Origin of the sequence: Sphingomonas panacis (assembly GCF_001717955.1) — a bacterium.
Classification (GTDB): Bacteria; Pseudomonadota; Alphaproteobacteria; order Sphingomonadales; family Sphingomonadaceae; genus Sphingomonas; species Sphingomonas panacis.
The window spans coordinates 2,058,024-2,079,704 of record NZ_CP014168.1 but is presented as its reverse complement, the minus strand read 5'-3'; the positions used below and the strand labels follow the sequence as shown (position 1 = coordinate 2,079,704).

Here is a 21,681-nt window from a genome sequence, read left to right as displayed (position 1 = left end):
CGATGTTCGCTCAGCCGGCATAGCTGCATCCAATCAGGATCTTGCAGACCACCCTCGAAAAAGGGTTCGCATAACCCGGACCCGCGCGAGCCATTGCGCAAGAATTGCCGCCAAAACCGCGCAGTCTCATCCGCGCTGCACCGCACAAAGCGTTGGCAAAGTGATACAGGCATCCTCGCAGCCTGAGTTCGGGAAACACTCCCGAATGCGGAGACGGGGGTAGACGTTCATGCATGGAAACAGGCCGGACGCGGGGCACGTCCACTCGCGCGAAGCACTGCGATATCGGCCCGAGATCGATGGATTGCGCGCGCTGGCGGTCGTACCGGTGGTCCTGTTTCACGCTGGCGTGCCGGCTTTCAGCGGCGGCTTCGTCGGGGTCGATGTGTTCTTCGTCATATCGGGATTTCTGATTACCGGGATTCTCCATCGTGAGCTCGCCGCGGGCACCTTCAGCATCCTGAAATTCTACGAACGCCGTATCCGGCGGCTATTCCCGGCGCTGTTCGCGATGATCGCGGCGAGTTCGGCAATCGGGTTTTTTCTGCTTCTTCCCGATGAGTTCGCAGCCTTCGGGCGCCAGATCCTCGCCACCTGCCTGTTCGCGTCGAACATCCTGTTCTGGAACGAGGACGGGTATTTCGACGCGGAATCCGCGACCAAACCCTTGCTGCACACCTGGTCGCTGGCGGTGGAGGAGCAATATTACATCGGCTTCCCGCTGCTGCTCTGGTTAATCGTCCGCTACGCTCCGCGCGCGATCCGGCCGATCCTGATGGTGGGCATCGTCGGATCGCTCGCTGTCAGCGAGGTCATTCTACACCGCTTTCCCAGCACTGCCTTCTACATGCTGCCGACGCGCGCCTGGGAGTTGTTGATCGGCGGTCTGATCGCAGTCGTCCCTGCCTATTGCAGCCGATACGCCGCCGCGCTGGCATGGGCGGGGGTCGGCGCGATCCTGGTTCCCGTGTTCACCTATCAGGAATCGATGCTGTTCCCCGGCCTAGCCGCCCTGCCGCCGTGCGCCGGCGCGGCAGCGATCCTGTGGGCAAGCCGCGGAACCTCCTGCGCGACGGCACTGTCGAATCGCGACGTGCGGTTCTTCGGCCTGATCTCCTACTCGCTCTATCTCTGGCACTGGCCGATCATCGTCTTCCTCGGTCTCAAATTCGGCATACCGATGTCGCCCACGCTGGCCGTGGTCGCGATCCTGCTTTCGGTCGCAATCGCCACCGCGTCATGGCGCTTCGTCGAACGCCCGCTGCGCAAGAGCGGCGGCGAGGCGTTGGTATGGCGCTTCGGCGGCGCCTGCCTTGCGACCGGGGTGACCGTCGCCGCGATACTGATCGCAAGCGACGGCCTGCCTAGCCGGTTCACACCGTTGCAGACCCGAATGGCCGATCAATCGAGACGGGAAGGCGCCGCGATGAAAGCGGCGTATGATTGCGGCGCGGCGCACAAGATCGGCGCACGCAGGAAGGTCGGCGTTTGCGATATCGGCCCGGCCGGGCGACCGCGCCTGGTCATCCTCGGCGATTCCGAAGCTATGGCGCTGAAGCCTGCGTTTTCGAGTGTGGTCGACGGGCTGGGTATCCCCGCCCGCTTGATTTCGAAACCGGGCTGCGCACCGCTTATCGGTCTCGAGCGGGTCGAGACATCGCGTGGCTGCGCGGCCGCGAGTGCGGCGATGGTGGAGTATGTCCGCACCATCAGGCCGGTGGCCATCATCATCATTGCCAATTGGCGCAACCAACTCATCGCCAAAAATACCGTCTTCGAGGGGCGGACCAGTCGCGATACCGCCTCGCGCTTCGACAATGTCGCGCGGGCGTTATCCCGGACGATCGCTGCCTACCGCGCGATGGGGGTCCGGATCGGTGTCGTTCGTTCGTTGCCGGGCGCGCCGACATCGCTCGCCCGCGCGCTGGCGCGGAACAGCCTCGCACCCTTGCGCTACAGCCTGGCCGACTATCACGCCACGTTCGCCCCGCTGAACCGGGCGATCAACGCAACACGACCAGATGCCGTCGCCGATCCTGCCGGCGTTACATGCCGGTCGTTTTGCGCCGTGACCGATGCCGCGGGAACGCCGCTATATTGGGACGAGTCACACCCGAGTGCGGCCGGCAACGTCGCCTTCGAACCCATGCTCGCCGCGCTCGCGATGAGACTGTTGAAAGGTCCCGCGCGAACCGCGATTGGACGTGATGATGCCCAGTCTTGAAGTGACCGCGCGAGACGGCACACGCCGGCCCGGCGGACATAGCATCGCGGGCGGGCTCGCCTGGTTGATCGCCGGGCGCTCCAGCAACATCGCTTTGTCGATCGTCACCACCGCGATCTTGTCGCGCTTTTTGACGCCCCAGCAATTCGGCCAACTGGTGCCGGTGATGATCGTCATCTCGCTGTCGGTGGCGGTGTTCGACGGCACGTTCGGGGTCGGCATCATCCGCAGCCCGCAGCTTGACCGCGAGCGGGTGCGGGTCGCGCTCGGCAACTGCCTGCTCGTCGCGGTGGCGCTGACGATGGCGCTGATCGCGGGATCGCCGTTGATCGAGCGCTTCTTTCACATCGACCAGCTCGCCGAACTCATCGCCGCCGCGACGATCGTCATCCTGCTGCGCGCGGTGTTCGTGATCGCCTGCGCGGTGTTGCAGCGGGAACGGCGCTACAAGGAGATTTCGCTCGCTTCGCTGGTCGCGGCGCCGTTCGGATCGCTGATCGTGTCGGTGCCACTCGCGATTGCCGGCTGTGGCGCATGGTCGCTACTGTTGGGCACGATCTCTATGGGGCTGGTCGAGACGGTCATCGTCGCCCGCAAGGCGCGGCTGCCGTGGCGCATCACGATATCGCGTGCGGGACTGTCCGAACTCGGCGCGACCGAGGGGTTTTTCGCGCTCAACCAGTTGCTCAACTGGGCGGCGCTCTCCAGCACCAACCTCGTTGCCGGGCATGTCCTCAGCCTCACCCAGCTCGGTTTTTATTCGCGAAGCTGGCGACTGCTCGACATCGCCGTCTCCGCGACAAGCGGGCCTATGCAGCGTGTGCTGGTGCCGATGTTCGCGGGGTTGCAGGATGGCGGCGGCGGCGCGCGCGACACGTTCGAGCGCGCGCTGGCGGTGGCGGTTCCGGTGTTCGCGGTCGCGGGCGCGCTCGCCTGCCTCCATGCCGAAGCGATCGTGCGCGCGCTGCTCGGCACGCAATGGTTGGCGACGATCCCGCTCGTGCAAATCCTGTTCTCGGCGCTGGTCGCGCGCTGCGGCTACAAGGTTTCGGAAAGCGTACTGGTCGGGTTCGGCCGTGCACGCTCGGCGGCGGTGCGGCAGTTGCTCTATCTCATCGCGCTGGGTTCGGGCGCGCTGATCGCGGTGCGCTGGCAGTCAACCGGGATCGCGCTCAGCACATCGGTCGCGGTATGGTTGTTCTATCTGCTGTCGTTGAGACAGGCGGTTCGGCTGATCCGCGCGAGCATCGGCCGCGTAATCATGATCCACGTCCGCGCCGCCGCGCTCGCTTCGCTACTGGTGGCGTTCCATCTCCTGCTGGCGATCCCAGTCGCATGCCTGAGCTATTGGCCCGGCGAGCTGCTGATCGCGGCGGCGGATGTCTGCTTCGTCGGCGCGATCCTGCTCACCGCGCCGCCGTGGCTGGTGGAGCGCACCTTGCGCACGATCATCCTCACGCGCGGTCGCGGCGCGTGACCAGCCCGACGATCCTCTATCTCTACGGACAGACCTTGCCCAACAAGGCCGCCAATTCGGGTGCGGTGATCGGGCTATGCTCCGCGCTCGCCGCCACCGGGGAACGCGTGTGCGTGGTATCCCCCACCGGCGGCGGCACGGCGACCGAAATCGCAGCAACCTACCAGCCGCATCCCGGTGTCACGTTCCGACATCTCGACGTACCCGATAGCGCCCGGCGGTATCCGGCCTTCGCCGCCGCCGCGCGCCATGCCGAGCTCGCGCGCGCAATCGTCATCACCCGCATGCCGCAGGTCGCGATCCTCACCGCACTGCTGGGGCGGCGAACCGTGCTGGAGCTGCACCAGCATTCGAACACCTTCAAACATTGGCCGCTGTGGCGGCGCCTGCTCCATCTCGTCCAGCCGAACCGGCTGCGCATCGCGGCGCTATCGCAAGGCGTTGTCGATGAACTTGACCCGTTGCTTCGCGCCAAGGGCGGCGAACCTGCGATCATCGCCAGTGCGGCGCGCGACTTCGGTGCGGACGCCAAAGTCGAGCCGCTGTACGATATTGGCTTTATCGGCAGCTTCATGCCCGGCAAGGGCGTCGGCTTCATTGAGACGATCGCACGGCTCGCACCCCGCTACAGCGTCGTCCTGTATGGCGATCCATCGCGCGACCCGCCCACCGCGGCGCGGCTGGCGGCGCTCCCCAACGCCACGCTCGCCGGCTATGTGAACCCGAGCGATGTCGGCGCCGCGCTGGCCAGTTTCCGAGTCGGTCTCGCGCCCTATGAACGCGCCGGCTTCGGCGGTGATGGATCGCCCTTCGTGCGCGCGGACGATCTCTCGTCTCTCAAGATCGTCGAATACCTGTCGGCACGGCGGATCGTGGTGGCGTCGCGCATTCCCTCGGTGACGCGGATGGTCGCGGATCGCCACAGCGCGATGCTGTGCGATCCCGACGATCCCGCCGACTGGCTGCGCGCGATCGACACGGTGCTGGCCGATCGAGCGCTCGGCGCGTCCATCGCCGACCAGGGCCGCGCGCTCTATGCACAGCAGTTCAGCTTCAACATCCGTGCCCGGCGATTCCGCGCGCTTGTCGATCAGCTCCGCTGACCGGCCCGCCGCGCGTCACATCGCCGCGAGCAGGCTCGCGATCGGGATGAACGCGAACGCGACCGAGCTGTCCGCCACGCCGTAAGGCACGAACAGCTTGTCGCCGTGCTTCATCGCGCCGCAGGTGTAGACGACGTTGGGCACATAGCCCTCTCGGTCCTGATCGGCGGCGGCGAGGATCGGCTCCTTGGTCCGGCCCAGCACCTTGGAGGGATCGTGCTTGTCGAGCAGTACCGCGCCGATCGCATATTTGCGCATCGCGCCGACGCCGTGAGTCAGCAGCAGCCAGCCCTGATCGACCTCGATCGGTGGCCCGCAATTGCCGATCTGCACCAATTCCCACGGCAGCTCGGGGGTGAGCAATTTCTCGCCCTCTTCCCAATGCGTGAGCGTGTCCGACTTGAGCAGGAACAGATTCTCGCCGTCCTGCCGACCGATCATCATATATTGCCCGTCGATCTTGCGCGGGAACAGCGCCATGCCCTTGTTGCGCGCGGCCGGGCCGCTCATCGGCACCAGATCGAACGCGCGGAAATCGCGCGTGCGCATCAACTCGGACTGGATCACCGAGCCATTGTAGGCGGTATAGGTGCCGAGCCACTCCCACGATCCGTCTTCGTGCTGGAAGTGGACGAGGCGCAAATCCTCCAGCCCCTTCGACTGAGCGTTGGTGATCGGGAAAATCACCGTGCCCGACAGAGTCGAATCGCGGTGGCGGTACACCGTCACCGGCCCTTCCGGCACATGCTCCTCATCGACGCCGATCATGTCGGTCGCGGTCGCGAAGGGCGGCTCGGGCGCGAGCTTCAACTCGTTGTTGTCGGTGATGATGCCTTCGCGGAACGCGACCGAGGAGATGTGCCCCTCGCCCACCGCCCGCAGGCTCATCAGGATTCGCTGCGACCCCGGCGGCATGCCCGACTGGTCGTGATGCGGCACCGCGCTCGGGTTCATCAACGCGGCGGCGGCGTAGCTGTATTCGTGACAGAAATAGGCGCCGATCAACTGGCGCTTCTCATCGTCGATCGTCGCGCCGTCGAGCCCGAGCATTCCTTCGATCTCGTCATAGCGCGTCATGAACACGCGGCGGGTCTGCCAGTGCCGCGCCTCGAAATCCTTGAGCACGACCTCCAGCTCGGCACTCGTCTCGGCGGCGTCGAGTTGGAGCACCGCGTCGACGATCCGCTCGGTGCGGCTCGGCCCCTGCCCGTTATTCGCCCAGGCAAGGTGGAACGGACGCACGACGACCCGCGAGGGATCGGCATGCAGCCGCAATGCATGGTGAAACAAATCTATCACGCGTAAGCCTCGCCAATCGTCCGCACTCGCGGCGTCGCGAGCGAGGCTACGCGACGGCGCGATCCGGTCCTGCCACGCTTTCGGCCCGCTTTGAAAGCCCCGAAATCGCACAAGAGGCAAGTTGCAGCGCCAAAATCGACTCAGCACCCTGATTGCGGTTGAGTCCGGTCGGCATCAACCCGTCGAAACAGCCGCCATCCTTCACCGTGGCGAGCGGCAGGTCGAGATCGTTGACCCCGAGATACCAGAGGTACGCCCGCATCGCCTCGTCGATCCAACGCTGCTCGCCGGTCGCCTCGAACGCCGCTTCGCACGCCTCGATCGTGGCCTGCGCTTCAAGTGGCTGCTGGTCGAACGGGAGCGGCGGCTGATACGGCCGGTTGAAGCTCTCGCTGCCGACCGCGCGGAAGCGGCCCTCGGGCGAGGTCTGCTGCGAGATGATCCAGTCGAGCGTCGCCTTACCGCACGCGATCAGATCGTCACGGCGCAGCGACTTGCCGGCGCGGAGCAGCGCCTCGGGCAGACGCGCATTGTCATACGCCAGGACGATCTCGAACCATTCCCACTCGGGCCGACGCGCCTCTTCGAGAAGCGCGAGCAGTTCGGCCGAAAACCGCGTCAGGATGCTGCGCGCCAACGTGTGGCCAGGAAACGCTTCAAGGATCGCCGCCGCGCCGAGCATCGCGAAGCCATGCGCGCGCGGGCTACCAAGTTCGAATGCGAGGCTCGCCGTCATGTCGAACATCGCCACCGCCCAGTCGCGATGCTTGGCGTGCCGCGCGTCGCGCGCGGTAACGCCGAGCGCCCAGAGCGTCCGACCGTTCGAATCCTCCGATCCGACCTCCTCGCACCACGTCCGGTCGAAGCGCATGAAGTTGCGGAAGCGGCGCGCCTCGGGGTTCCAGGCATATTGCAGGAACGATTCGTAGATCGTCATCCACTTGTCGCGCGTGTCGTCGGCAAGCGATTCCATTTTGCAGGTCAACATCAGCGCACGGGCATTGTCGTCGATGCAATAGCCGTGGCGGCGATCGGGCACCGAGAAGATCGCGTGCTGGAACATCCCGGTCGAATCGCTCATTCGCTCCACTGCGGAGAAATCCGGGTCGAGCGGTGCGAGCGAGACGCTCGGCCCGGCGATCCGGCGGGGGCGGGCGGCTACCATGCCGATGATCTCGCGCATCGCCCGCTCCGCGAGGCGCGGCCAGATCATAGTCCGGCCACGCTCATAGGCGCGCTGCGACAGCCGCAAGCGGTTGCGATCGCTGCCGAGCAGCGCATTGATCTCGCGCGCAAAGGCTTCGCTGTCGCCGAAATCGACCAGCACGCCGTGCCCGTCGGACAGGATCTCGGTAGCATGGACATAGGGCGTGGATACCACCGCCTTGCCAACGCCAACCGCGTAGGAGAGCGTACCCGAGGTGATCTGCGCCGGGTTCACATAAGGCGTCGCATAGATGTCAGCAGCCTGGAGATACTCGATCAGATCGTCATGCTCGAGGAACTCGTCGATGAAGGCGACCTGATCCGCCACGTTCTGCTCGGCGGCGAGCGCCTTGAGACGGTCGCGATAGGCTTCGCCTTCGTGCGCGACGAGATTGGGGTGAGTCGCGCCGAGCACGACATACAGCGCATCGGGGTGCTTCTCGGTGATTGCCGGCATCGCCTCGATGATCGTCTCGATGCCCTTGCCGGGCGCGAGCAGACCGAAGGTGAAGATCACCTGTTTGCCCTCCCAGCCGAACTGCGCCTTCAGCGTATCGGGTTCGACGAACTCGCGATCGGGCACGCCGTGCGGGATCATCACCACCGTGCGCGCGCTCGCGCCATAGACACGTTCGAGGATCTCGCGGCCGCGCTCGGCCATGACGATGATCTTGGCGGCCCGGCGCAACAGGCCCTCCATAACGCGGCGCTCATCGGCGCTCGGGCGTTCGAGGATGGTGTGCAGCGTGACGATGACGGGGATCGTCACACGGTCGAGCAGCGCAAGCAGATGCTCGCCCGCCGGCCCGCCGTAGATGCCATATTCGTGCTGCACCCACACAGCCTGCGCGCCGCTCAGCTCGATCGCCCGCGCGGCTTCGGAATAGGCGATGCGATCCTGCTCGGGGATGCTCATCGTCACTTCGGGCGGGTAGACGTACCGGCCCGGATGATCGTCCATCGCATAGACGTCGATCTTCAGGTCGGGGAAACGCCCCTTCAACGCCGTGAAGGTATCTGTCGTATACGTGGCAAGGCCGCACTTGCGCGGAAGGAAATTACCGATCAGCGCAATGTGGTCGACCGAAGAAAGCACGTCTGCTGATCGCGTCATCGAAGGCCATCCTGCATGAACTGGGGATTAATCCCCGCTATCGCCTCTCAACGGTTCGATCGCGAGATGGTTGCACTATTGCTGCAGTGCAGTACCGCGAATCCCGTTGATTTGAATCAACATTTTCCCCGGCTTAGCCTCGCCCGCGATAGCCGGGCACGTCCTGGGACGGCAGCCACAGCCCTTCCGGCGGCGTGCCCGATTGCCAGAACACGTCGATCGGCATGCCGCCACGCGGATACCAATAGCCGCCGATCCGCAGCCATAGCGGCCGCATTTCCGCGAACAAGCGCTCGCCGATACCGACCGTGCAATCCTCGTGGAATGCCTGATGGTTGCGGAAGGCGCCGAGGAACAGCTTGAGCGACTTGGACTCGACGATCGTCTCGCCCGGCGCATAGTCGATGACGAGGTGCGCGAAATCGGGCTGCGCCGTCACCGGGCACAAGGACGTGAATTCGGGTGCGGTGAAGCGCACCAGATACGGGCGCCCGCGGCGCGGGTTGGGAACATAATCGAGCACGGCGTCTTCGGGCGAGGAAGGCAGCGCGCTGGTCTGGCCGAGATGCATTGGAGTCATGCGCCGCTATGTAGTGCGGCGCGCGGCGGATCGCTACCGTGCCTCGACGGCGCGCGGATGCGGGGCTAGGACGCGATCGGTGTGCGGACCCCCGTTCGTGCCGAGCCTGCCGAAGCCCCGGATGCCCGGTGCCAGCCCCGCGACAGACTCAGGCCGAACGGTCGCGAACGTCCGCCGGACAGCAACGAGGTGTGACGATGGACTCCCTGGTATCGACCGAATGGCTCGCCGCCGAACTTGGCGCGGCCGATCTGCGCATCGTCGATGCGAGCTACTACCTTGCCGAGCATAACCGCGATGCACAGGCCGAGTTCGCAGTCGCACACATTCCAGGCGCGGTGTTTCTCGATCTCGCCAAGGTCGCCGACACGGTAAGCCCCTTCCCCACCATGTTGCCCCCGCCCGAGGCATTCGCGAACCAGATGCAGTCGCTCGGCCTGGGGGATGGCACGCGGATCGTGATCTATGACGCCTCGCCGGTGCGCTCCTCGGCGCGCGCATGGTGGATGCTGCGCCATTTCGGCATGCGCGATATCGCGATCCTCGACGGCGGCTTCACCAAATGGCGTGCCGAAGGCCGCGCCACCGAAAGCGGGGTGCCAACCCCGCACCCCGGCCATGTCACCATCACCGCCATACGCGATGACGTGCGCGATCTGGCGGCGATGCGCGCCAACATCGACAGCGGCGCCGAACAGGTGCTGGACGCGCGCTCGGCGAGCCGCTTCACCGGCGAAGAAGCCGATCCGCGCCCGGGCGTCGCGTCGGGGCATATTCCCGGCTCGAAACACCTGCACTATGCCAAGCTGTTCAACGCCGACAACACGTGGAAGACGGGCGAAGCGCTGCAGGCTGCTTTCGACGCCGCCGGGATCGATCTCTCGAAGCCGCTCGTCACGACCTGCGGATCGGGCATCACCGCCTCCGGGCTGTTGTTCGGCGCGCATCTGCTCGGCGCGGACGGGGCGCTCTACGACGGCAGTTGGTCCGAATGGGGTGCCGATCCCGCCACTCCCAAGGCGACGGGCGAAGCATGAGCGTGAACGAGAAGGGCGATTCGACCCGCGTCGTCACCGCTGGTCGCCGCAACCAATGGACTCAGGGCATCGTCAACACGCCGGTGTGGCGCGCCTCGACGATCCTCTACGACAGCGTCGCCGATCTGCGCGCATCGGGTGCGACCGACACCCATCACCGGCTGTTCTACGGGCGGCGCGGCACGCCGACTCAGTGGAGCCTCGCCGACGCGCTCACCGAACTTGAGCCGGGCGCCGAGGCCACCTTCCTCTACCCTTCGGGCGTTGCGGCGATCGCGGCAGCACTGTTGTCAGTGCTGTCGCCCGGTGACGAACTGCTGCTGGTCGATAGCGCCTATGATCCGTCGCGCGGCTTCGCCAACACGCTGCTCAAGCGGATGGGCATCACCACGCGTTTCTACGATCCGCTGATCGGTGCCGGCATCGCCGAGCTGATCGGCCCCGCGACGCGCGCGATCCTGATGGAAAGCCCCGGCAGCCTCACCTTCGAGGTTCAGGATGTGCCGGCGATCTGTGCGGCGGCGAAGGCGCGCGGCGTGGTGACCTTGCTCGACAACACTTGGGCGACTCCGTTGTTCTTCCCCGCGATCCAGCACGGCGTCGATCTGTCGATCCTCGCCTGTACCAAATATATCGTCGGCCATTCGGACGTGATGCTCGGATCGGTGACCGCCGCACCGGGACATTTCGGCACGCTGCGCGATACCAGCTTCCAACTCGGCCAGGTCGCCAGCCCCGACGATGCGTGGCTCGGCTCGCGCGGCTTGCGCACGATGGCGGTGCGGCTGCGCCAGCATCAGGCGAGCGCGCTGCGCATCGCCGAGTGGCTGGCCGGTCGCCCGGAAGTATCGCGCGTGCTCCACCCCGCGTTGCCCTCCTGCCCCGGTCACGCAATTTTCGCGCGCGACTTCAAAGGATCGTCGGGGCTGTTCTCGTTCGTGCTGAACGGCGGCGACGAGGCGGCACGCGCCGCGCTGATCGACGGGCTGGAGCATTTCGGCATCGGCTTTAGCTGGGGCGGGTTCGAGAGCCTCGCGCTGCCGGTCGATCCCGCGCGTCATCGCACCGCAACACGCCGCGATGATGCCGGGCCGATCGTCCGCCTCCAGATCGGGCTGGAGGACACCGACGATCTCATCGCCGACCTCGACGCGGGGCTGGCGCGATTCCGTGCGATCGCGTGAGCGATCCATGTTGCGCTTGCACCACACCAGCAACAAATCAGACACAGAACAGCAAAATTTTGTTGTACTGCACCATGAGCAGCGGCACATGAAAATCTCCAACGGCCAGTAGCGCGGAGGGTTCGCCCTTACAGACGCACATGCTCGCGGAAGCAGGCGGGGACGACGCATTTCGAAAGGAAAACGATGCGCTTCTCCACACTCTCGCTCGGCGCGCTGCTGCTCGCCGCCTCCGCGACGCCCGCCTTCGCGGACGACGCACCGACCGCTCCCGCTCCGGCGTTCACCGTTTCGGGCGGCGCGACGTTGATCTCCGATTATCGGTTCCGCGGTATCTCGCAGACCAACAAGAAGGTGGCGTTGCAGGGCACCTTCACGGTTTCGCACGAATCCGGCCTCTATGCGACCGTCTGGGGCTCCTCGATCGACGATTACGTCGCCAACGGCAGTGACCAGGAAGTCGATCTGATCGCGGGCTATTCGAAGACGATCAACGGCATCAAGCTCGATGGCGGCGTGCTCTATTATTACTATCCGGGCGGCGGCCACGCCAACACCGACTTCGCCGAGCCGTATTTCGACATCTCGACCCAGATGGGTCCGGTCAACGGCAAGGTCACGGTCAATTACGCGCCCAAGCAGAAGGCGCTGAGCGTCGGCAATGGCGCGGAATCGAACGTCTATCTCGCCGGCGATCTCGCGGCATCGATTCCAAACACAGCATTCGGCCTGACCGCGCATCTCGGCCACACGTTCGGCCCGAGCTATCTGTCGATCGGCAACGAATATACCGATTGGGGCCTGGGCGCTTCCTACACCTGGAACCATCTGACGCTCGGCGTGAGCTATGTCGATACCAACAAGGACTCGTTCATCACCGACCAGCACAACGAGACCCGCAACATCTCCAAGGGCGGTGTCGTGGTGTCACTGGGCGCGGCCTTCTAAACCCCGCGCGCACGCAAAGAAAAAGGGAGCGGTGCGCCGCTCCCTTTTTTTGTGTCCGGATACGACCGGCCCGAAGGCCGGCCGGGTCACTTCGGCGCGGATGCCCGCGCGCTCTGGCCGTCGCCCTCGGGAGCGGCGACCACGTCGCGGGTCGAGGCGCCTTTGTCGACCACATTGGTCTGCGGATCGTCGACCGAAGAGCGAATGCCGGGATCGTCCGAATCGACGCCCGCCGCCGCGATCGTCGCGCTCTCACCCGCACCACGCGCCGCAGGGCCACCGAACAAAGCATCGAGCGCCTGCGCATTGGGGCTGATATCGTTGGCACGCGCAGCACCCGGCTGCGGTGGCGCCAGCGAGAAATCGGGCGGGATCACCAGCGGCGCCTGACGCGCGACGGCGAATTCGTCCGGCCCGCCGGGGCGCCCCAGCCGCGAATGGCCACAGCCGCCGAGCAACAGCGCGACGCTCGATACGCTCGCGACCCAAACCAGTTTACGCATTGCCAGAATTCTCCACAGAAGCTCGTTCCGCCCGGGGCTTGTCGCGTACCAGAAGCGCGCGGACGAACAAGACGAGCACTCCTACCGTAATCGCCGCGTCGGCGACATTGAAGACCAAAAACGGCTGCCATGCGCCGATATGAAAATCGGCGAAATCGACGACATAGCCGAGCCGCATCCGATCGAGGATATTGCCGAGCGCCCCACCGAACACGCAACCGAGCGCGATCTGCTCGATCCGTTTGGGTTCGCGCAACATCCACACCAGCACCCCAAGCGCGATCAGTCCGGTCATCGCCACCAGCAACCAGCGCGACGTGTCGTTGCTCGCATGCAGCAGCCCGAGCGAAACGCCGCGATTGGCCACGAATTGCAGGTTGAAGAACGGCGTGATCTCACGCGCATTGGTCAGCTCGTCGAGGCCAAGCACCTGCGTTACGCCATATTTCGCCGCCTGATCGGCGATGAACAACACAGCGGCGGCGGCAAAGCCGGCTACGGGCAAGCGGCTCATGCCACCACACTTTCGCAACGATCGCACAGCGCAAGGTCTTGGATCACTTCGGGCAGCAGCCGCCAGCAGCGGCCGCATTTGTGATACTCGGTGCGCGTCACCGACACACCCTCGCCCTTGGACACTTTCGCGACGATGAACGCCTCGGCCAGCTCCGCCGCATCGACCGGCAGCGACGGCACCGTCACCTCGGCCTCAAGGCTGGAGCGCACCACCTTCTCGCGGCGAAGCGGCTCGATCGCCTCAGTGACTTGCGTACGCAGCGCCCGCACTTCGGCCCACAGCGTCGAGACGCCGTCATCGCCCGGCACCGCCGGCAGTTCGGGCCATTCGAGGAAATGCACCGAACCATCCTCGCTCGGGAAGCGCGCCTGCCACACTTCCTCGGCGGTGAAGCACAGGATCGGCGCGGCATAGCGCACCAAAGCGTGGAACAGGATGTCGAACACGGTACGCGCCGCGCGGCGCTTGATGTCCGACGGCGCGTCGCAATAGAGCGAGTCCTTGCGGATATCGAAGTAGAAGGCCGACAGATCCTCCTGCGCGAAATCGGTGAGCAGCCGCAGATAGCGGTTGAACTCGAACGCTTCCGCCGCCGCCTTAAGCTCGACGTCGAGCATGCCGAGCAGATGGAGTACGTAGCGCTCCAGTTCGGGCATTTCGGCGGGGGTAAGCTTCTCGGCATCGTCGAACCCGTCGAGCGCGCCGAGCAGATAACGGAAAGTATTGCGCAGCTTGCGATAGCCGTCCGAGGTGGTGGTGAGCACCTCCTTGCCGATCCGCACGTCTTCGAAATAATCGACCGAGGCGACCCACATGCGCAGGATATCCGCGCCGCTCTCGCCGATCACTTTCAGCGGATCGACGACGTTGCCGAGGCTCTTGGACATTTTTCGCCCATTGCCGTCGAGCGCGAAGCCGTGGGTCAGCACCGCGTCATAGGGCGCACGCCCGCGCGTGCCGCAGCTCTCGAGCAGCGACGACTGGAACCAGCCGCGATGCTGGTCCGAGCCTTCGAGGTACAGATTGGCGCGAACACCCGCCCCGTAGCGCGCTTCGATCACGAAGGCGTGAGTCGAACCCGAATCGAACCACACGTCGAGGATGTCGGTGACGACCTCATAGTCGGCAGCGTCGTACTCGGCGCCGAGCAGCGCCTGATGATCGGCCGAGAACCACGCATCGGCGCCGCCCGCAGTGAACGCGTCGCGGATGCGCGCGTTGACCGCCGGGTCACGGAGATAGTCGCCGGTCGCACGGTTGACGTAGAGCGCGATCGGCACGCCCCACGCGCGCTGGCGCGAGATCACCCAATCGGGGCGCTGCGAGACCATCGCGTTGATTCGGTTCTTCGACCGCTCGGGCACCCAGCGGGTGTGCTCGATCGCGTCGAGCGCGATCTCGCGAAGCGTGGCGCCGTTGCCTTGCACGCCATGCGTCACCCCAGCGGAAGCTGGGGTCTCCTGCGGCTCCTGTCCCGCGCCCTCGCCAAAGACCCCAGCGTGCGCTGGGGTGACGAGATTGGCTGGGGTAATGCCCTCGGCCTTGTCCATCGGGATGAACCATTGCGGGGTCGCGCGGAAGATCACCTTCGCCTTCGAGCGCCAGCTATGCGGATAGGAATGCGCGAAATCATCGCTCGCCGCGAGCAGCGCGCCGGCATTGCGCAGATCGGTGCAGATCGGCCCCTCGACGCTGACAAACTTCTTGTTGATGACACTGCCCTGCCCGCCAAGCCACAGCCAGTCGGCGCGGTACATGCCCGCACCATCGACCGCGAATACGGGATCAATGCCGTTCGCCTTGCACAGCAGGAAATCGTCCTCGCCATGATCGGGCGCCATGTGGACGAGGCCGGTGCCGGCGTCGGTCGTAACGAAATCACCGCTAAGGAACGGTCGCGGCTTGGCGAAGAAGCCGCCGAGCGCGTGCATCGGGTGGCGCGCGACGGCGCCTTCAAGCTGCGATTCGCGGACGGACTGCAGCGCCGTCACCGTACCTGCCGTATCACCCAGCTTGACGATAACCGGATGCCCGATGCGTGCGCCGAAGCTTTCGAGAAGATCGTGCGCGATCAGCAGGGTACGCGGCCCGTCAACCATATCGTCAAAGCGAACGAGCAAATACTCGATCTCCGGCCCATACGCCAAAGCCTGGTTCACGGGGATCGTCCACGGCGTCGTCGTCCAGATCACCGCATGCGCGCCGACCAGTTCGGGCGCGTTCGGCGCCTCCGTGATCTCGAACGCGACGTCGATCTGAGTCGAGACCACGTCCTCATATTCGACCTCAGCCTCGGCCAGCGCGGTCTTTTCGACCGGGGACCACATCACCGGCTTCGCGCCACGGTAAAGCTGGCCGGTCTCGGCGAATTTGAGCAATTCGCCGACGATCGCCGCTTCCGCCTCGAACTTCATCGTCAGATACGGATCGGCCCAGTCGCCCATCACGCCGAGCCGCTCGAACTGCGCGCGCTGCACCGCGACCCACTTCTCGGCATAGGCGCGGCACTCGGCGCGGAACTGCGCGACCGGCACCTGATCCTTGTCGAGCTTCTTGGCGCGATATGCCTCCTCGACCTTCCATTCGATCGGCAGGCCGTGGCAATCCCAGCCCGGCACATAGGGTGCATCCTTGCCCAGCAGCGACTGGCTGCGGACGATGATGTCCTTGAGCACCTTGTTCATCGCATGGCCCATGTGAATGTCGCCATTCGCATAGGGCGGGCCGTCGTGGAGGATGAAGCGCTCGCGCCCGGCACGCTGTTCGCGCAGGCGGTCGTACAGGCCGAGCTTCTCCCACCGCGCCAGAATCGCGGGTTCCTTGGCGGCGAGGCCGGCCTTCATCGGGAAGTCGGTCTTCGGCAGGAAGACGGTCTCGCGCCAGTCGCGCGGCGTATCGGATAGGATCGTATCGGTCATGGGTGGAGGCGCAGTATACGAGCACCGCGCGCGATACAAATTGTTCAAAGCGGTTCCCTTTCGCACCCGTGCGGCTAGGGACGGCGTTCAACCGTCATGACCGACCTCATCGTCCAGCTCATCGCCCGCAGCGGCTATCTCGGCATCTTCCTGCTGATGGCGCTCGAAAACATCTTCCCGCCGATCCCGTCGGAGATCATCATGGGGCTGGGCGGCATCGCCGTCGCGCATGGCAAGATGGGCATGGTGCCGCTGATCGTTGCCGGCACGCTGGGGACGACTGCCGGCAATTACGCCTGGTATGCGCTCGGCCGGCATTTCGGCGTGGCCCCGCTCAGGCCCGTGGTCGCGCGCTGGGGCCGCTGGATGACGGTCGAGTGGCACGATGTCGAGCGGCTCCACGCCTTCTTCCAGCGCCACGGCGAATGGGTGGTGTTCGTGTTCCGCTTCATGCCCGCCTTCCGCACGATCGTTTCGCTGCCCGCCGGCATGGCGTGCATGCCGCGCTGGCGATTCTGCCTGTGGACGACGGCGGGCGCGGCGATCTGGAATACGCTGCTGGCCTGGGCCGGCTGGTATCTCGGCGCGCGGTTCCGCGTGCTTGAGGCGTGGTTCGGCCCGGCGAGCATGGCGATCATGGTCGCGATCGCGGTGGTGTATGCGTGGCGCGTGGTGACGTGGAAGCCGCGAGACCGATAGCCGTCGCCCGAAAAAGCCAACGCCGGCGCAGGGCATCCACATCGAAGTCTGTCTTGAGAGCGAGAGTATCTCGCCTCAAAACCGACGCCACTCTCACCGCCCCCGCCGGCTCGCCCCCGGCAGCCCGCCGCGCATCTTCTGGCTCTTGCCGTAGCGCGTCTTGCGCGTGCCCGGCTTACCCTCGTTGCTACGGCCCATCACCGGCGCGACCGCGCGGTCGCCCGCGCCCGGTAGCCCGAGTTCCTCCGCCTCCAGCGACCGGATCTCATCGCGCAGGCGACCGGCTTCCTCGAACTCGAGGTCCGCCGCTGCGGTGCGCATCTTCTTCTCGAGTTCCTCGATGTACGCGCGCAGGTTGTGGCCGACCATGTGCGGGCGGTCCTCGTCGATCTCGACCGTCACCTGATCGCGCTGCGACACGTCCTGGATGATGTCGCCGATGTTGCGCTTGATCGTCAGCGGCGTGATGCCGTGCTGCAGATTGTATTCGCGCTGCTTCTCGCGCCGGCGGTCGGTTTCGTTGAGCGCGCGTTCCATGCTGCCGGTCATGCGGTCGGCATAGAGGATGACGCGGCCATCCACGTTGCGCGCGGCGCGGCCGATCGTCTGGATCAGCGAGGTTTCGGAGCGAAGGAAGCCTTCCTTGTCGGCGTCGAGAATACACACCAGCCCGCATTCGGGGATGTCGAGCCCCTCGCGCAACAGGTTGATGCCGACCAGCACGTCGTAGACGCCGAGCCGCAGGTCGCGGATCAGTTCGATCCGCTCGAGCGTCTCGACGTCCGAGTGCATGTAGCGGACCTTCAATCCCGCCTCGTGCATGAACTCGGTCAAGTCCTCGGCCATGCGCTTGGTCAGCGTGGTGACGAGCGTGCGATAGCCGGCTTCCGCCGTCTTGCGGCATTCGACGATGCAGTCCTGCACCTGCTCCTCGACCGGCTTGATTTCGACCGGCGGATCGATCAGCCCGGTCGGGCGGATCACCTGTTCGACGAACACGCCGCCAGTCTGCTCCATTTCCCACGTGCCCGGCGTCGCCGAGACATAGGTGGTCTGCGGGCGCATCGCCTCCCATTCGTTGAAGCGCAACGGGCGATTGTCGATCGCGCTCGGCAGGCGGAAGCCGTATTCGGCGAGCGTCAGTTTGCGGCGGTGATCGCCGCGCGACATGCCGTTGATCTGGCCGATCGTCTGGTGGCTCTCATCGACGAACAGGAGCGCGTTGTCGGGCAGATATTCGAACAGCGTGGGCGGCGGTTCGCCGGGCATGCGGCCGGTGAGGAAGCGCGAATAATTCTCGATGCCGGCGCAACTGCCCGTCGCGGCGATCATCTCGAGATCGAAGTTGGTGCGCTGTTCGAGGCGCTGCGCTTCGAGCAATTTGCCTTCGGGGATCAGTTCCTTGAGCCGCTCGGCGAGTTCGTGCTTGATCGCTTCCATCGCCTGTTTGAGCGTCGGGCCGGGCGTGACGTAATGCGAGTTCGCGTAGATGCGAACATAGTCAAGGTTAGCCACCTTCTTGCCGGTGAGCGGATCGAACTCGGTGATCTCCTCGATATCGTTGCCGAAGAAGGAGATGCGCCAGGCGGTGTCCTCGTAGTGCGAGGGAAAAATCTCGAGATTATCGCCCTTTACGCGGAAATTGCCGCGCGCGAAGGCGGCGTCGTTGCGCTTGTATTGCAGCGCCACCAGCTTGCGGACGATCTCGCGCTGGTCGACGCTCTGGCCCTTCTTCAGATCGAAGATCATCGCCGAATAGGTTTCGACCGAACCGATGCCGTACAGGCACGAGACCGAGGCGACGATGATGACGTCGTCCCGCTCCAGCAGCGAGCGGGTGGCCGAGTGGCGCATCCGGTCGATCGCCTCGTTGGTCGAGCTTTCCTTCTCGATATACGTGTCCGAGCGCGCGACATACGCCTCCGGCTGATAATAATCGTAATAGCTGACGAAATATTCGACCGCATTGTCCGGGAAGAACGACTTGAACTCGCCATAGAGCTGCGCGGCGAGGATCTTGTTGGGGGCGAGGATCAGCGCCGGGCGCTGCACCGCCTCGATCACCTTCGCCATCGTGAAGGTCTTGCCCGATCCGGTCACGCCGAGCAGCACCTGGTCACGTTCGCCACTTTCGGTCTGCGCGACGAGTTCGGCGATCGCGGCAGGCTGATCGCCGGCGGCGGTATATTCGGAGACGAGCTTGAACGGTCGGCCGCCTTCGGCCTTGGGCGGACGGGAAGGACGGTGCGGAACGAAGGTTTGCCCGGTTTCGGGCTCGTCCAAGGTCGTGCGAATCTGGATTGCCATGTTTGCCAATATGGGCTGTACCGAGCCCAGCCGCAACAAAGCGGGAACGGGTCGCACCAAACAAACCAGATCAAAGGGATGAGTTCATGCGTTTGGTGTTTGCCGCCGTTCTGAGTCTGCCGCTCGCCGCCTGCGGCCCCACCAGCACCCCCACCGTCAAGGCGACCAACGCCACGCCGGCCGAGGTTCAGGCAAAGGTAGCCGCCGCGACCGGCGACACCGATCTCGTCAGGCCGGGTCGCTGGGAAGGCAAGATGACGATGCACGACATGCAGATGAGCGGCCTGCCCCCCGAAGTGCAGCAGCAGATGACCGCACGCATGAGCGAGCCCCACCCCTTCACCAGTTGCGTCACGCCCGAGGACGTCAAGGCCAAACGCGGTTTTTTCACCGGCGCGAAGGACAGTCACTGCACCTACGACCATTTCACGATGGCCGGCGGCAAGATCGACGCGGCGATGGTCTGCCGGGAATCGGTCGGCACGATGAAGGCGACGATGGCGGGCAACTACACGCCCGACAGCTATCATTTCGACATGCAATCGACGACCGAGGCGCCCGGCGCCGGCGCGGCGCAAGGCCCGGCCGCGCAGAAGATGACGGTGACGATCGACGCCAAGCGCACTGGCGAATGCCGCGGCGATGAGAATGGGGCGGCGGCGAAGACCAAGCCTTGAGGCACCGCTCCCGCGTTCGATCAGGTGGGCCCGCATCGGGTCAGCCCGCGGAACACCGGCAACGGATGCGCGTTCCACCGCCTCCGAATGAGGAGGTGTGTATGCGTAAACGTCTTGCCGCCGCATTTGCGATTGGAGTCGCGATGCTGTCCGTGTCGAGCGCCGAGGCGCGCGATGGTTGCGGCCCGGGTGGCCATCGCAACCGCTGGGGCGATTGCCGCCCCAATCGCAGGCCGGTGATCGTTGATCGCGGCCCGGTGGTGATCGAGCGCGGTCCGCTGGTGGTCCACCGCTATTATGCGGGTCGGGGCTATTGGGACGGGCGGCGTTATTGGCAGCACCGTCACCGCTGGCACGGCGGCTGGCGCTACCGGTAAGGCTTTTCGCGCCGTCGCCTTGGGGTGACGGCGCGTCTCCTCTGGACGCCGCGCTGAGGTTGCTGCACTGGCGTACCAACCCCGCGGAAGCGACCTGCGCGAAGACGCTTTCTTGTTCTCCCGCGCACGCGGGAGAACAAGGCGCCAAGAGCCGTAATCGGTGTTTTGCTTGGCTCTGGGCTCCCGCTTTCGCGGGAGAACGGGAAGTTCCTGGCACGGCTGAGGCGAGTAAGCCGCTACGCTTCGGTGTCACGCCAAGGGCGGAGGTAGCCCAGTGTTACGGCAAATCCCGCACCGCCGGCGAAGCGAGGCACGCCGCTTCCGCTGCCGGCGTAACGGCCTTCGCCACCGGCGGCGCGTAAGGCGCGATCCGTACCGGCTGGCCAAGCGCTACGGTGCCGAAGCCGCTCAGGCCACGACAGCGCTCCACCGCCGCCAGCAGACGTGGCGGCGTGTCATAGGCCTCGTAGGACAGGCGGAAGGTGCCCCAATGCACGCCGATGCCCGTCGATGCGCCGAGCCGGCGATACGCCTCGACCGCGTCGATCGGCCCGATATGGCTGCCGGATGCCATCTGCCCGGCCGAGAAGCGGAACGCGCCGATCGGGATCAGCGCCAGCCGCACCGGGCCATAGGCCGCCGCTTCATCCGCCCAGCGCAGATCGCCGGCACCGGTATCGCCCGCGAAGAACAGATTGCCGCCGGGCAGCCGCACCACGAAGCTCGACCACAAGGCGCGGTTCCGGTCGGCGATCCAGCGGCTGCCCCAATGGTGGTTCCGCGTGACGATCACCTCGACGCCGGGCTTGACCCGCACCCGCCCGCCCCAGTCGCGCGCGATGGCGGGCACGCCGGCCTGACCGACCACGCTGTCGTTGCCGAGGCTGGTGATGACGCGCGGGTGATCGCGATCCCACAGCCGTTTCAGCGTGGCGAGATCCATGTGATCGTAGTGATCGTGGCTGATGAGCACGAGATCGATTTTCGGCAGTTGCTCGAACGCGATGCCCGGTTCGGCGACGCGCTTCGGGCCTAGCCCGAGCGGGCCGGCGCGCTCCGACCAGACCGGATCGGTGAGGATGTTGAGGCCCTGCGTCTGCACCAGCATCGTCGCGTGGCCGACCCAGGTGGCGAGCATCGCATCGCCGGCAACGCGCGGCGGCGGCGCGATGCGGTGGACCGCAACGTGGCTCGGCCATGCCGGCCGGCCGTCGCTGCCAGTCAGGAAACGCACTATCATGCCGACGCCGGTGGCCGGGCCGGGCTTGCCGCCTGGCTTGGTGGCCGGCGCGAACGTGTCGTCACCGTCGGGATTGGCGAAGCGCTTGCCATCGAAATGCGCGCTCGGGGCGCCGCGATAGTATCGCGCATCGAGGAAGCGTGGCACGATCGTGATCGCGAGGCACAATGCGACGACGATCCACAGGACCGCCGCCGCGAGGAAACGAAGAAGCCGCATTTCATGCAGTTGGGGGATAGCGCGACCCGGCGCAAGCCCGACACACCGCGAT

The 21,681-nt window shown here is 65.5% G+C and carries 17 protein-coding genes; 9 read left to right on the top strand and 8 right to left on the bottom strand.

Features of this window, described 5'->3' with window-relative positions:
- Positions 1-229: 229 nt before the first annotated feature.
- Genes J0A91_RS09420 through J0A91_RS09410 form a run of 3 tightly spaced genes read left to right on the top strand, consistent with a single transcriptional unit; the run spans position 230 to position 4,804 of the window.
- The gene (locus tag J0A91_RS09420) at positions 230-2,224 is read left to right on the top strand and encodes an acyltransferase family protein (protein WP_069204701.1); all 1,995 of its coding nucleotides are present in this window, start codon (positions 230-232) and stop codon (positions 2,222-2,224) included.
- Complete coding sequence (locus J0A91_RS09415; RefSeq protein WP_169833112.1) at positions 2,211-3,701, top strand: oligosaccharide flippase family protein; 1,491 nt, start codon at positions 2,211-2,213, stop codon at positions 3,699-3,701. Before J0A91_RS09420 ends, J0A91_RS09415 begins: the two co-directional genes overlap by 14 nt.
- The gene (locus J0A91_RS09410) at positions 3,698-4,804 is read left to right on the top strand and encodes a glycosyltransferase family 4 protein (protein ID WP_069204699.1); all 1,107 of its coding nucleotides are present in this window, start codon (positions 3,698-3,700) and stop codon (positions 4,802-4,804) included. Before J0A91_RS09415 ends, J0A91_RS09410 begins: the two co-directional genes overlap by 4 nt.
- Positions 4,805-4,819: 15 nt before the next feature.
- On the opposite strand, the gene J0A91_RS09405 is transcribed toward J0A91_RS09410, so the two are convergent.
- The 3 genes from J0A91_RS09405 to queF form a co-directional block, all read right to left on the bottom strand.
- Complete coding sequence (locus J0A91_RS09405; RefSeq protein ID WP_069204698.1) at positions 4,820-6,103, bottom strand: glycoside hydrolase family 130 protein; 1,284 nt, start codon at positions 6,101-6,103, stop codon at positions 4,820-4,822.
- A 46-nt stretch (positions 6,104-6,149) separates the two neighbouring features.
- The gene (locus tag J0A91_RS09400) at positions 6,150-8,423 is read right to left on the bottom strand and encodes a glycosyltransferase family 4 protein (RefSeq protein ID WP_069204697.1); all 2,274 of its coding nucleotides are present in this window, start codon (positions 8,421-8,423) and stop codon (positions 6,150-6,152) included.
- 133 nt (positions 8,424-8,556) lie between these two features.
- Positions 8,557-9,003: a preQ(1) synthase gene (queF, locus tag J0A91_RS09395; protein WP_069204696.1), complete on the bottom strand. Its 447-nt coding sequence runs from the start codon at positions 9,001-9,003 to the stop codon at positions 8,557-8,559.
- 197 nt (positions 9,004-9,200) lie between these two features.
- On the opposite strand from queF, the gene J0A91_RS09390 reads away from it, so the two are divergent.
- The 3 genes from J0A91_RS09390 (at position 9,201) to J0A91_RS09380 (ending at position 12,172) form a co-directional block, all read left to right on the top strand.
- Complete coding sequence (locus J0A91_RS09390) at positions 9,201-10,040, top strand: sulfurtransferase (RefSeq protein WP_069204695.1); 840 nt, start codon at positions 9,201-9,203, stop codon at positions 10,038-10,040.
- Positions 10,037-11,224 carry a cystathionine beta-lyase gene (gene metC, locus J0A91_RS09385; RefSeq protein ID WP_069204694.1) on the top strand — a complete coding sequence of 396 codons (1,188 nt, stop codon included), beginning with the start codon at positions 10,037-10,039 and terminating at the stop codon, positions 11,222-11,224. The genes J0A91_RS09390 and metC overlap by 4 nt, the downstream gene beginning before the upstream one ends.
- A 186-nt stretch (positions 11,225-11,410) precedes the next feature.
- Positions 11,411-12,172 (top strand): TorF family putative porin, encoded by a 762-nt coding sequence (locus J0A91_RS09380; protein ID WP_069204693.1) that lies wholly within the window; start codon positions 11,411-11,413, stop codon positions 12,170-12,172.
- 86 nt (positions 12,173-12,258) lie between these two features.
- Here the strand turns inward: J0A91_RS09380 and J0A91_RS09375 are convergent, their stop codons facing one another.
- From J0A91_RS09375 to ileS, 3 genes are read right to left on the bottom strand one after another with little or no spacing between them, the layout of a single operon-like run.
- On the bottom strand, positions 12,259-12,675 hold the full coding sequence (locus tag J0A91_RS09375) for a DUF3035 domain-containing protein (RefSeq protein ID WP_069204692.1): 417 nt from the start codon (positions 12,673-12,675) through the stop codon (positions 12,259-12,261).
- Positions 12,668-13,189 (bottom strand): signal peptidase II, encoded by a 522-nt coding sequence (gene lspA / locus J0A91_RS09370; RefSeq protein WP_069204691.1) that lies wholly within the window; start codon positions 13,187-13,189, stop codon positions 12,668-12,670. The genes J0A91_RS09375 and lspA overlap by 8 nt, the downstream gene beginning before the upstream one ends.
- The gene (gene ileS, locus J0A91_RS09365) at positions 13,186-16,110 is read right to left on the bottom strand and encodes an isoleucine--tRNA ligase (RefSeq protein ID WP_069204690.1); all 2,925 of its coding nucleotides are present in this window, start codon (positions 16,108-16,110) and stop codon (positions 13,186-13,188) included. Before ileS ends, lspA begins: the two co-directional genes overlap by 4 nt.
- A 96-nt stretch (positions 16,111-16,206) precedes the next feature.
- Between ileS and J0A91_RS09360 the strand changes: the two genes are divergently transcribed.
- Positions 16,207-16,809 (top strand): DedA family protein, encoded by a 603-nt coding sequence (locus J0A91_RS09360; RefSeq protein WP_069204689.1) that lies wholly within the window; start codon positions 16,207-16,209, stop codon positions 16,807-16,809.
- Between the two features lie 93 nt (positions 16,810-16,902).
- Here the strand turns inward: J0A91_RS09360 and uvrB are convergent, their stop codons facing one another.
- The gene (uvrB, locus tag J0A91_RS09355) at positions 16,903-19,116 is read right to left on the bottom strand and encodes an excinuclease ABC subunit UvrB (RefSeq protein ID WP_069204688.1); all 2,214 of its coding nucleotides are present in this window, start codon (positions 19,114-19,116) and stop codon (positions 16,903-16,905) included.
- A gap of 86 nt (positions 19,117-19,202) precedes the next feature.
- On the opposite strand from uvrB, the gene J0A91_RS09350 reads away from it, so the two are divergent.
- Both J0A91_RS09350 and J0A91_RS09345 read left to right on the top strand, forming a co-directional pair.
- Positions 19,203-19,793, top strand: a complete 591-nt coding sequence (locus J0A91_RS09350; RefSeq protein WP_069204687.1) for a DUF3617 domain-containing protein — start codon at positions 19,203-19,205, stop codon at positions 19,791-19,793.
- A 101-nt stretch (positions 19,794-19,894) separates the two neighbouring features.
- Positions 19,895-20,170 (top strand): GCG_CRPN prefix-to-repeats domain-containing protein, encoded by a 276-nt coding sequence (locus J0A91_RS09345; RefSeq protein ID WP_069204686.1) that lies wholly within the window; start codon positions 19,895-19,897, stop codon positions 20,168-20,170.
- 277 nt (positions 20,171-20,447) lie between these two features.
- On the opposite strand, the gene J0A91_RS09340 is transcribed toward J0A91_RS09345, so the two are convergent.
- Positions 20,448-21,629, bottom strand: coding sequence for an MBL fold metallo-hydrolase (locus J0A91_RS09340; protein ID WP_069204685.1), 1,182 nt, complete (start codon positions 21,627-21,629; stop codon positions 20,448-20,450).
- Between the last annotated feature and the right edge of the window lie 52 nt (positions 21,630-21,681).

Excerpts from the sequence above, each read along its gene's own strand:
- J0A91_RS09340 (WP_069204685.1), bottom strand. The coding sequence starts at position 21,629 with ATGCGGCTTCTTCGTTTCCTCGCGGCGGCGGTCCTGTGGATCGTCGTC.
- J0A91_RS09375 (WP_069204692.1), bottom strand. The coding sequence starts at position 12,675 with ATGCGTAAACTGGTTTGGGTCGCGAGCGTATCGAGCGTCGCGCTGTTG.
- J0A91_RS09415 (WP_169833112.1), top strand. The coding sequence starts at position 2,211 with ATGCCCAGTCTTGAAGTGACCGCGCGAGACGGCACACGCCGGCCCGGC.
- J0A91_RS09360 (WP_069204689.1), top strand. The coding sequence starts at position 16,207 with ATGACCGACCTCATCGTCCAGCTCATCGCCCGCAGCGGCTATCTCGGC.
- J0A91_RS09400 (WP_069204697.1), bottom strand. The coding sequence starts at position 8,423 with ATGACGCGATCAGCAGACGTGCTTTCTTCGGTCGACCACATTGCGCTG.
- J0A91_RS09380 (WP_069204693.1), top strand. The coding sequence starts at position 11,411 with ATGCGCTTCTCCACACTCTCGCTCGGCGCGCTGCTGCTCGCCGCCTCC.
- J0A91_RS09350 (WP_069204687.1), top strand. The coding sequence starts at position 19,203 with ATGCGTTTGGTGTTTGCCGCCGTTCTGAGTCTGCCGCTCGCCGCCTGC.
- uvrB (WP_069204688.1), bottom strand. The coding sequence starts at position 19,116 with ATGGCAATCCAGATTCGCACGACCTTGGACGAGCCCGAAACCGGGCAA.
- J0A91_RS09390 (WP_069204695.1), top strand. The coding sequence starts at position 9,201 with ATGGACTCCCTGGTATCGACCGAATGGCTCGCCGCCGAACTTGGCGCG.
- queF (WP_069204696.1), bottom strand. The coding sequence starts at position 9,003 with ATGACTCCAATGCATCTCGGCCAGACCAGCGCGCTGCCTTCCTCGCCC.
- J0A91_RS09345 (WP_069204686.1), top strand. The coding sequence starts at position 19,895 with ATGCGTAAACGTCTTGCCGCCGCATTTGCGATTGGAGTCGCGATGCTG.
- metC (WP_069204694.1), top strand. The coding sequence starts at position 10,037 with ATGAGCGTGAACGAGAAGGGCGATTCGACCCGCGTCGTCACCGCTGGT.
- J0A91_RS09420 (WP_069204701.1), top strand. The coding sequence starts at position 230 with ATGCATGGAAACAGGCCGGACGCGGGGCACGTCCACTCGCGCGAAGCA.
- lspA (WP_069204691.1), bottom strand. The coding sequence starts at position 13,189 with ATGAGCCGCTTGCCCGTAGCCGGCTTTGCCGCCGCCGCTGTGTTGTTC.
- ileS (WP_069204690.1), bottom strand. The coding sequence starts at position 16,110 with ATGACCGATACGATCCTATCCGATACGCCGCGCGACTGGCGCGAGACC.